10 protein-coding genes are annotated in these 10936 nt (G+C 55.0%); 8 read left to right on the top strand and 2 right to left on the bottom strand.

Going from position 1 to position 10936, the window contains the following annotated elements:
• Positions 1-30: 30 nt before the first annotated feature.
• Entirely contained in the window at positions 31-567 is a 537-nt protein-coding gene (gene dcd, locus EJ361_RS23830) for a dCTP deaminase (RefSeq protein WP_126249088.1), read from the bottom strand.
• A 67-nt stretch (positions 568-634) separates the two neighbouring features.
• Here dcd and EJ361_RS23835 point away from each other — a divergent pair, with 67 nt between their 5' ends.
• The 8 genes from EJ361_RS23835 to EJ361_RS23870 all read left to right on the top strand — a co-directional run bounded on the left by EJ361_RS23835 (position 635) and on the right by EJ361_RS23870 (position 10775).
• Positions 635-1276 carry a 4'-phosphopantetheinyl transferase family protein gene (locus EJ361_RS23835; protein WP_126249089.1) on the top strand — a complete coding sequence of 214 codons (642 nt, stop codon included), beginning with the start codon at positions 635-637 and terminating at the stop codon, positions 1274-1276.
• Entirely contained in the window at positions 1273-1779 is a 507-nt protein-coding gene (locus EJ361_RS23840; RefSeq protein ID WP_126249090.1) for a shikimate kinase, read from the top strand. Before EJ361_RS23835 ends, EJ361_RS23840 begins: the two co-directional genes overlap by 4 nt.
• Entirely contained in the window at positions 1772-2158 is a 387-nt protein-coding gene (locus EJ361_RS23845) for a DUF423 domain-containing protein (protein ID WP_126249091.1), read from the top strand. The genes EJ361_RS23840 and EJ361_RS23845 overlap by 8 nt, the downstream gene beginning before the upstream one ends.
• Positions 2159-2369: 211 nt before the next feature.
• On the top strand, positions 2370-3461 hold the full coding sequence (locus EJ361_RS23850; protein ID WP_126249092.1) for an alpha/beta hydrolase: 1092 nt from the start codon (positions 2370-2372) through the stop codon (positions 3459-3461).
• Positions 3462-3503: 42 nt separating this feature from the next.
• A complete protein-coding gene (locus tag EJ361_RS23855) occupies positions 3504-6137 on the top strand; it encodes an FtsK/SpoIIIE family DNA translocase (RefSeq protein ID WP_126249093.1) in 2634 nt (877 codons plus the stop codon).
• A gap of 101 nt (positions 6138-6238) precedes the next feature.
• On the top strand, positions 6239-6898 hold the full coding sequence (locus tag EJ361_RS23860; protein ID WP_164714404.1) for a LolA family protein: 660 nt from the start codon (positions 6239-6241) through the stop codon (positions 6896-6898).
• Positions 6899-7058: 160 nt separating this feature from the next.
• Positions 7059-8465, top strand: a complete 1407-nt coding sequence (lpdA, locus tag EJ361_RS23865; protein ID WP_126249095.1) for a dihydrolipoyl dehydrogenase — start codon at positions 7059-7061, stop codon at positions 8463-8465.
• Between the two features lie 105 nt (positions 8466-8570).
• Positions 8571-10775, top strand: coding sequence for a S46 family peptidase (locus EJ361_RS23870; protein ID WP_126249096.1), 2205 nt, complete (start codon positions 8571-8573; stop codon positions 10773-10775).
• A 66-nt stretch (positions 10776-10841) separates the two neighbouring features.
• Here the strand turns inward: EJ361_RS23870 and EJ361_RS23875 are convergent.
• Positions 10842-10936: IS3 family transposase (locus EJ361_RS23875; RefSeq protein ID WP_164714262.1), on the bottom strand; the 95-nt coding region annotated here is incomplete at its 5' end.

Genomic DNA, 10936 nt, shown 5'->3' on the forward strand with positions numbered 1-10936 from the left:
CAGCCCCTTTTTTATTGACCAATTGCCTGCTTAGAACTCGTTCTTCCACATCATGGATTCCACGGGGCGAACGGTGCGGCCGTTGTATTTGGCGTTGCCTTTTTTGTTGTAGGGCGTTTCGATCTGGCCTTCCACCACGAAATAAATGAGCTGTCCGATAGGCATGCCGTGGTAGATGCGGACAGGTTGGGCGCAGGAAATTTCGAGCGTCCAGGTGTTGCAGAAACCGACGTCGCCTTTACCGGCGGTGGCATGGATATCGATCCCCAGGCGGCCGGTGCTGCTCTTGCCTTCCAGGAAGGGCACATGGGCGTGGGTTTCCGTGTATTCGAGGGTAACGCCCAGGTAGAGCGTGTTGGGCTGCAGCACGAAACCTTCGTCGGGGATTTCGAAATGCACGATCTCGTTGTGCCGGCGGGCGTCCAGCACCCGGTCTGCGTACGTAGCCAGGTATTTGCCCAGGTGCACGTCGTACGAGTTGGTACCGAGGTATTTCCGGTCGTAAGGGCTGATCACGATGGTGCCCTTTTCAATTTCCTCCAGAATTCTTTTGTCAGACAAGATCATGCGTGATGGTGTTTAGGTTAGGCCGGTTGCTTAATTCCCGTTAAATTCGCGTTTAAGCGGCGAATTTATGGCTTTAATACGAACGATACAAATCGATCCCGCCACCCGGCTGGGAGTGTGGAAAATTGGTGAAGAAGAAGGGTTTTTCAGGGAAAGGGTGAACATCGACCCCGGCGTTCACCATCCGCACAAGCGCCTGCAGCATTTTGCGGGGCGTTACCTGCTCGTGGAACTGTTCCCCGACCTGCCCGTCCATGAAATAAGGGTGCTCGACAGCAGAAAACCGTATATTCCGGGAAATCCTTATTATTTTTCCATCTCGCATTGCGGCGATTTTGCCGCCGCCATCGTGAGCACCCGCGAGCATGTGGGCATCGATATCGAAAACGTGCAGCCCAAAATCGGGCGGGTTGCCCACAAATTCCTCGCCGAGCGAGAACAGCAGTTCATCTCCGGCATCCGGAAACTGGAACACCAGACCGTTTGCTGGTCGGCCAAGGAAGCCGTTTACAAATGGTACGGCCTCGGCGGGCTCGATTTCAAAGCCAATATGCAGCTCCAGGCTTTCCCTCTGCAGCAAACGGGCATGCTGGTTTGCGATTTCCTCAAGGAAGACAGGATGGCCTGCCTGAACATGCAGTACATCATCGACAATAACCTATGCCTAGCCTGGACGGCCGGCGAAAACAAACAACAGAACGAGCCATGAAAATTTTTCTCCTGGGTTTTATGGGAGCCGGAAAATCCTATTGGGGCAAGCAGCTCGCCGCCCATTGGAACCTGCCGTTCTTCGACCTCGACGATGTGATCGTGGAGTACGAAGGCATGCCGGTCGCCGATATCTTCAACACCAAAGGCGAAACCTATTTCCGCGAACTGGAAAGCAGGCTGCTGCGCGAACTGGCGTTTGATAACGACAGCTTCCTCATCTCCTGCGGCGGCGGAACGCCCTGTTTCTCCGACACCATGGATTTCATGAACGAAGCCGGCAAAACGATCTGGCTCAACCCTTCCGTAGCCGTGATGGTAGAGCGCCTCCAGCGGAAACAGCACAAGCGCCCCCTCATCCAGGACCTCACGCCGGAAGATCTGTCCGCCTTCACCGAGAAAAAATTACTGGAACGCCAGCCATATTATGAGCAAAGTCAGGTGATCATCAGTGACGATGAGATAACTTTGGAGACTTTTGACAAACTGATCCACCATGCATAAATCGTTTTTAGTGTGGGCGGCCGCCCTCGGCGCCCTCTCCGTGGTCCTTGGCGCATTCGGCGCGCATAAACTCAAGGAACTCGTGCCGCCCGAAACCGTGAGCACGTTCCAGACCGGCGTCACCTACCAGTTCTACCACGTGTTCGCACTGTTGGCCGTGGGCATCCTGTACGCCCACGCACCGTCGCCGCAACTCGTATGGGCCGGGCGCCTCTTCCTGGGGGGCATCCTCCTGTTCTCGGGCTCGCTGTACGTACTGACGATGCTGAAAGCCACCGAAACCGTAGGGCTCCGCGGCATCGGGGCCATCACGCCCGTGGGCGGGCTGCTCTTCATCGCCGGGTGGATCTGCCTGCTGGTCGGAGTGCTTAAGAAATAATCATGTAGTAGTCGTTTCCCGGAACGGGACCTATGAAAATATGCGTCTTGCCCACAGGGACGCGACTTTTGCCGTTCCACGGCCCGGATGCCCGGCAACCCGCGGGCGTCCGGAAATTCTCCTGCCGGCCACATCATTTTGCTGATTTCACAATTCCTGCATATATTTTGCATAAGGACCCGCGTCCAACAAACCTACAAATCATTCACACATGTCGATCTTGTACAAACTCCATTTCGTGCTGGCCTTGCTGGTAACGGCTTCTATAGCCTACGCGCAGGAGCGCCCCCAGGAACCCAAACCCAAATATCCCTATCATGTGGAAAATACGTACTTCCCTAACCGGAAAGACAGTATTTCCCTCGCCGGCACGTTCTCCAGGCCCTTCGAACCCGGCAAATATCCCGCCGTGGTGCTGATTTCCGGCAGCGGGCCGCAAGACAGGAACAGCAATATCCTCGGCCATAAAAGCTTCCTCGTGATCGCGGATTACCTCACCCGCAACGGCATTGCCGTGCTGCGGTACGACGATCGGGGGGTGGGAGAGAGCCGTGGCGTGATGAAAGGCAGCGGCATCGCAGAATTCACGCGGGATGCGGAAGCGGCGCTGGAATACCTGAAAGGCCGGGCAGACGTGGATGGCTCCAGGATCGGCGTGATCGGGCATAGCGAAGGCGGGGCCATCGGGCTGGTATTGGCCGCGGAAAACCCGGCGGTTAAGTTCCTCGTGTCCATGGCGGGGCCGGGCGTCAGGGGAGACGAGCTGATCATGAGCCAGACCAAAGCGATCCTCCAGCAGTACCAGGCCGGCGATTCCATCGTGCAACAACAGCTGGGCTACCAGCGCAAAATGATGGACGCCATTTTGCAGGAAAAAGACACCGCCGCACTGAGGGGCCGCATCCGAAGCAACGCCAGGGCACAATACGACGACAATCCGAATATTCAGAAAAACATGGAGGAAGGGATGTTCATACAACAGGTTTCGTCACAATATCTGACGCCTGAATACCTTTCCATCGTCCGTTTCGATCCAAAACCCTATTTTGCCAAAGTGACATGTCCGGTGCTGGCGCTTAACGGCGATAAAGACGTGCAGGTGATCAGCAGCATTCATCTTCCGGGTTGGAAGAATGGCATTAAAAATGCGGATACCCGCGAAATGCCCGGGCTCAACCATCTTTTTCAAACATGCAAAAGCTGTCAGGTCATGGAATACGCGAGACTGACGGAAACCATATCACCAGCCGTGCTCAGCGAAATATCCGACTGGATACGGCTTAAAACCGGCCTGCGGAAATAATTTCCGCGATTGCCCGGCTATAGTTTAATTTTGAATTCGATTATGGCAGGTAACAAACTGAAATCAGAGAAGAAAGAACCAAAAAAGAAGAAAGAGGCCCCGGCCCCCAATCCCGACGTGCTCAAGCCCGACAAGGAGCCGGAAGTGAAAGTGCGGGAGCTGGTGAAGGACGAGCGGACCCACAAAGTGCTGGGTGCCGTTTTCCTGCTGCTGGCCCTCTACTGTTTCATCGCGTTCACGTCTTATCTCTTCACCTGGGAAGAAGACCAGGACAAGGTATTCCGCTATTCCTCCTCCGTGCTGTTCCGCGACGATGTGGATGTGGACAACCTGCTGGGAAGGCTGGGCGCGTTTACGTCGCACTGGTTTTTTTACAAAGGGTTCGGTGTTGCGTCGTACCTGTTCACCTATTTTTTCTTTATCGTAGGCATCAATTTCATCGTGGGGCGGAGGGTTTTCCGCTTCTGGCGAAATGTGAAATACATCATCTTCGGATTGCTGTTCCTCAGCATGACCTTCGCTTTCCTTTCCGGTAAATCGGCTTTCCCCTGGGGCGGCGCCATGGGCGACGCGCTGAATAAATGGGTAAGCGGTTTCCTCGGGAAAACCGGCACCGGCCTGCTGCTCATCACCGCAGGCATCTGCTGGCTCATCTGGAAATTCAACCTCGATTTCAAATGGCCCGAAAAACAGGCCAAAGCCGCCAAACCGGTAATGCCGGCATATGCGGAGGAAGAGGCGGAAGATGAAGGGGAAGTGGAAGACCTGCGGAACGCGCCTTCCATCAACGACCGGTACAACGGCCTGAAGGGCGATGCCCCGCCTGTTTTCAAAGAGGAAGAAGAAGAGGCGTTCGATCCGGCTTTACAGCTGATCGAAAGGGAAGAGCCGGCCCCCCTCGCCACAACCCCTCCGCCGTTCGCCATGCCCGAACCGGAAGCGGAAGACCTGGCGCTGGAAGAGCTGAAACTCACCATCCACGACGACGCGCCGCCGCCGCAACCGCTCCCCGAACCGGAGCCCGCACCCATCCCGCTCGATATTCCGCCGCCCGTTCCCCGCAAGCCCAGGACAGTGGAAGACGTGGCCTTCGAGATCAAACCGGTGTATGAAGACCCGACAGACGAAGAAGTGGAAGAGATCGTACCCGTCCGCGAAGCCGTGCCCGTAGACCCCTACGAGCCTACGCTCGATCTGCGCGACTATAAATACCCGGCGCTCGACCTGCTGGAAAACCACGGGTCCGACAAGATCGTGCAAGACGCATCGGAGCTGGAAAAGAACAAGAACCAGATCATCGACACCCTCAAGAACTACGATATTTCCATCCAGAAGATCAGCGCCACCGTGGGCCCCACCGTTACCCTGTACGAAATCGTACCGGCGGCCGGCGTGCGCATCTCCCGGATCAAAAACCTGGAAGACGATATCGCGCTGAGCCTTTCCGCGCTCGGTATCCGCATCATCGCGCCCATCCCGGGCCGCGGAACGATCGGTATCGAAGTGCCGAACGTGAAAAAAACCATCGTTTCGCTCCGGAACATGCTCGCGTCCGATAAATTCCAGCATAGCCAGATGGACCTTCCCATCGCCATCGGCAAAAAGATCGATAACGAGAACTTCATCGCCGACCTCGCCAAAATGCCCCACCTGCTCATGGCGGGCGCTACCGGGCAAGGTAAGTCGGTGGGTATCAATACGCTGCTCGTTTCCCTGCTCTACAAAAAACATCCTTCCCAGCTGAAATTCGTGCTGGTAGACCCGAAGAAAGTGGAGCTGAGCCTGTACAAGCTCATCGAGAAGCACTTCCTCGCGAAGCTGCCGGGTGAGGAAGACGCCATCATCACCGATACCAAAAAGGTGGTGCATACGCTCAACGCGCTTTGTATCGAGATGGATTTGCGGTACGACCTGCTGAAAGAAGCCGGTACGCGTAATATCCGCGAGTACAACGCCAAGTTCACCCAACGCCGCCTCAATCCGCAGAAAGGGCACCGTTACCTGCCGTTCATCGTACTGGTGATCGACGAGTTCGCCGACCTGATCATGACGGCCGGCAAGGAAGTGGAAATGCCGATCGCGCGGCTGGCCCAGCTGGCGCGCGCCGTGGGCATCCACCTGATCATCGCTACGCAGCGCCCGTCTGTCAATATTATTACCGGTACCATCAAAGCCAACTTCCCGGCGCGTATCGCGTTCAAGGTTTCCTCGAAGATCGACTCCCGCACTATCCTCGATACCGGCGGTGCGGAGCAGCTGATCGGGCAGGGCGACATGCTGATTTCCTTCAACGGCGAGGTGGTGCGCCTCCAGTGCGCCTTCGTGGATACGCCGGAAGTGGAGTCTGTGGCCGAATTCATCGGAGAACAGCGTGGCTACCCCGATGCGTTCCTGCTGCCGGAATATATTGATGAGAAAGACATGGAAGGGAAGGATTTCAGCCTGGCCGACCGGGACCCGCTGTTTGAGGAAGCTGCCCGCGTGATCGTGCAAAACCAGCAGGGATCTACTTCTTTGCTACAGCGACGCATGAAACTGGGCTATAACAGGGCGGGCCGGCTCATGGACCAGCTGGAGGCCGCCGGGATCGTAGGCCCCAACATGGGCAGCAAGGCCCGGGAAGTGAACGTGAAAACGGAAGCCGACCTCGAAGAGATCCTCAATAGTATGTTATAAGCATAATTTGTAATAATTTTGCATTTCTTTAACAGGGGGATTTAAACGTCTCGGCATAACATTTGTCTATCTTACCTGAGAATAAACTTAAAATGAACAGAATGATCAAGAAAACGGTATTTACGGGGCTGGTTCTTTGCGGACTGATGGGCGGCGCCATGGCACAGACGGGCAAAAGCGATCCGAAGGCCAAGGTAGTGCTCGACAACGTGAGCAAGAAGTTCAAGTCCCTCAAATCTGTTATCGCCAATTTCGTTTTGAAAGTGGAAGGTGCCAATAACAGCGTGTCCGACTCCAAAAAGGGCTCGGTATACGTGAAAGGCGCGAAATATAAGGTGGTGATGGGCGACCAGGAGATCATCAGCGACAACAAGACTTCCTGGACCTACGCCAAAGACGTGAACGAGGTGACCATCAATAATGTGGACCAAAGCAGCCAGGGCATGACGCCGGCGAAGATCTTCACCAATTTCTACGACAAGGATTTCCTGTACAAACTGAACGGAGAAACCAGCGAAAAAGGCAAAGTGCTGCAGAATATCGAGCTGACGCCGACCGACAAATCGAAGCCCTTTTTCAAAGTGCTGATCGATGTGGACAAGAAGACGCAGACGCTGGCGCGCATGAAAGTGTTCGAGAAAAACGGCAACCGTTATACTTACGAGATCAACAGTTTCCAGCCTAATGGCGCGGTGACCGACGATATGTTCACGTTCGACGCCAAAAAGCATCCCGGCGTTGAGGTGGTGGACCTCAGGTAATTACGGTTTCGGAAGATATGGAAAGGGCCCCCTGCGCAAGGGGGCCTTTTTTATGGCCGTTGGGCCGAGTATCCCGGCATTGTCATGTCTGGGCGGATATCATGGGTAACTTTCCTTTTTTTTACTACATTTGCCACGTTTATTTTAAAAATCAAGCAATATGGCATACGACGTAATCGTAATTGGTAGCGGTCCCGGTGGATACGTGGCGGCTATCCGGGCTTCTCAACTGGGTTTTAAAACAGCGATAGTAGAACGGGAGAATTTGGGCGGTATCTGTTTGAACTGGGGATGTATCCCAACCAAGGCATTGTTGAAATCTGCACAGGTAATGGAATATATCCAGCATTCCAAAGATTACGGCGTGACCGTAGGCGATGCGAAAGCTGATTTCCCCGCGGTGATCAAACGCTCCCGCGGCGCGGCCGACAAAATGAGCAAAGGCGTTCAGTTCCTCATGAAGAAGAACAAGATCGACGTGCTCCCCGGCAACGGTAAACTGAAAGCGAAAGGACAGGTGGAAGTGACCGACAAAGACGGTAAAGCCGCCGTTCACGAAGCCAAACATATCATCCTCGCCACCGGCGCCCGCTCCCGCGAGCTGCCGAACCTGAAGATCGACGGCAAAACCGTGATCGGCTACCGCGAGGCCATGAACCTCCCCACCCAGCCCAAAAGCATGATCGTAGTAGGTTCCGGCGCCATCGGCGTGGAATTCGCTTACTTCTACGCTACCATGGGTACCAAAGTGACCATCGTTGAATTCATGCCGCGCATCGTGCCGGTGGAAGACGAAGATATCTCCAAGGAACTGGAAAAAATCTACAAGAAGAAAGGCATCGACGTGATGACCAATTCTTCCGTAGAAGCCGTGGAAGCCACCAAATCCGGCGTGAAAGCCAAGGTGAAAACCGCTTCCGGCGAAGTGACCCTCGAAGCGGACGTTGTACTGAGCGCCGTGGGCATCACCTCCAACATCGAAAACATCGGCCTCGAAACCCTCGGTGTTAAAACCGACAAGGGTAAAGTACTGGTTGACAAATACTACGCTACCAACGTTACCGGCGTTTACGCCATCGGCGACATCGTTCCCGGCCAGGCCCTCGCGCACGTTGCTTCCCGCGAAGCGATCATCTGCGTGGAAGCCATCGCCTACAACGAGAAAAAATACAGCCACAAACCCGCAGTTGTTGACTACAACAATGTGCCGGGATGTACGTATTGCGCACCCGAGATCGCTTCCGTAGGTTACACCGAGAAAGCGGCGAAGGAAGCCGGTTACGAAGTGAAAGTGGGCAAATTCCCCTACACCGCTTCCGGAAAGGCAGTTGGCGCCGGCGCTACCGAAGGTTTCGTAAAAGTGATCTTCGACGCCAAATACGGCGAATGGCTGGGTACCCACATGATCGGCGCGAACGTGACCGAAGCCATCGTACAGACCGTTACCGCCCGCACCCTGGAAACCACGTACCAGGAAGTGCTCAACAGCATCCACCCGCACCCGACCATGGCCGAGGCGGTAAAAGATGCCATCGAGGCGGCTTATGGCGAAGCCATCCACCTGTAATAGTTTATTACCGTATATGGAAGGGCGTCCCGGTTCATCGGGACGCCCTTTTTTCATGTTGCGCGCTTTCCTTAAATTGCCGCTTTGTTTCACCAAATCAAACTTATGCGGCAAACTTTTAAGCTATACCTGCTGGTGGGGGCACTCATCGCCACCCATATCTCCGCTTCCGCTACGGAAGGGATGTGGCTCCCCCACCTGCTGGGCTCGCTGAACGAGAAAGAAATGAAGGGAATGGGGTTGAAAATCAACGCGTCCGATATTTATAACGTGAATAAAGGCAGTTTGAAAGACGCCATCGTGAGCTTCGGCGGTTTCTGCACCGGCGAGATCATCTCCTCCAAAGGCCTCCTCCTCACCAACCACCACTGCGGTTTCGACGCCATCCAGAAACACACCACGCTGGAAAATAACTATCTCGACCGGGGCTTCTGGGCACGCACACAGCGCGAAGAGCTCCCCAACCCCGGGCTCACCGCCACCTTCATCGTCCGCATCGAAGACGTGACCAAACAGGCCCTCGCAGGCGTAGGCGGCGACCTCGACGAGCGCGGCCGGCAGTCGGCCATCGATAAAAACCTCGCGGCCATCAAGTCTTCCGCGAAAAAGGAATCCTGGCAGGAAGTGCTCGTCAAACCCTTCTTCGAAGCCAACCAGTATTTCCTCTTCGTAACCGAAACCTATAAAGACGTCCGCCTCGTCGGCACACCGCCGTCTTCCATCGGCAAATTCGGCGCGGATACCGATAACTGGATGTGGCCCCGCCATACGGGCGACTTCTCCATGTTCCGCGTATATGCAGGGAAAGACAACAAACCGGCCGAATACAGCCTGGAAAACGTGCCCCTGCAGCCCAAACACTTCCTGCCCATTTCGCTGGACGGCGTAGCGGAAAACGATTTCACCATGGTGTTCGGGTTCCCCGGCCGCACCAACGAATACCTGCCTTCCCGCGCCATGCGGCTGACGGTGGAAGGACAGGACCCCGCACGCGTGGGCATGCGCGATGCGGCGCTCAAAGTGATCGACGGGTATATGCGCAAAGACAGCCAAATCAAGATACAATATGCCGCCAAACAGGCTTCCATGGCAAACGCCTGGAAAAAATGGATCGGGGAGATGCAGGGCGTGCAGCAGACCGGGGGCATCCAAAGGAAACTGGCGTATGAAAAGCGCTTCACCGATGGCGTACAGGCCAATCCCGCGCTGCGCAAGGAATATGGCGGATTGCTCGATTCGCTCAACAAACTGTACGACGACCTGGCCCCCTATGCCGTGGCCCGCGATTACTACACCGAGCTCGTCCGCAATACGGAAATCCTCAACATGGCCAACAACGTCGTGAACCTCATGCAGCACGTTCGTGCGAAAGGCGAAGCGGAATATCCCGCGCTGCGCGACAAATTCCTTGCTTCCACCGAATCCACTTACAAGAATTACAGCACGGCGGTAGACAAGGACGTGACCACGGCTTTGCTGGATTTATATTTCAAAGAAGTGCCCTCCGCCAAGATCGGCGGAGAAGGCTACCAGATATGGATGGAAACGAATAAAGACGGCAAAATCACGGCAGACAATATTTTCAGCAAATCGGCGCTCACCAGCTACGACGCACTGAAAGCATTCCTCGACCGGCCTTACGCCACCGTGGCCACCGATATCTGGAAAGACCCTGCCACCAGGCTCCTCATCGGCCTGCGCAACGGCTACGCCGAACTGGTCAATGAACCGCACGACGCCATCCAGTCAGACATCAACCGCCTCCAGCGCCGCTACATGCAGGCGCAGATGGATGTACTGAAAGACCGGCGCTTCTATCCCGACGCCAACAGCACCCTGCGCCTCACTTACGGCAAAGTGGGCGGCTATTCCCCCCGCGACGCCGTGGAATATGATTTCATGACCACGCTCGATGGCGTGATGGAAAAATACAAACCGGGCGATTACGAGTTCGACGTTCCCGAGAAACTCCGCCAGCTCCACGCCAGTAAGGACTACGGACGATATGGACAAAACGGCAAAATGCCGGTGTGCTTCATCGCCTCCAACCATACCACCGGCGGCAATTCCGGCAGTCCCGCGCTGGACGCTTACGGCAACCTCATCGGCCTGAACTTCGACCGCACCTGGGAAGGCACGATGAGCGACATCAACTACGACGCGTCTATCTGCCGCAACATCATGGTAGACATTCGCTACGTACTTTTCATAGTCGACAAATTCGCCGGGGCCACGCACCTGGTGGAAGAAATGAAACTCGTACATCCGAAGAAATCGAAAGTAGCGCCCATCCGCAAGAAAGCGGCGTAACGCATACATTCGGGAAGGAAAGCCGGTCTGCGAATGTAGTGCTCCCAAAAGGTTGGACTTTTTAGATTAAGCGGCTTGAGTTCGATATTGTATTGGACTCAAGCCGTTTAGTTTTAATTTGATTCTGTGGTTATTGTAATAGTTTATGTACTCAATGATTT

Origin of the sequence: Chitinophaga rhizosphaerae, from assembly GCF_003958645.1 — a bacterium.
Lineage (GTDB): Bacteria > Bacteroidota > Bacteroidia > Chitinophagales > Chitinophagaceae > Chitinophaga > Chitinophaga rhizosphaerae.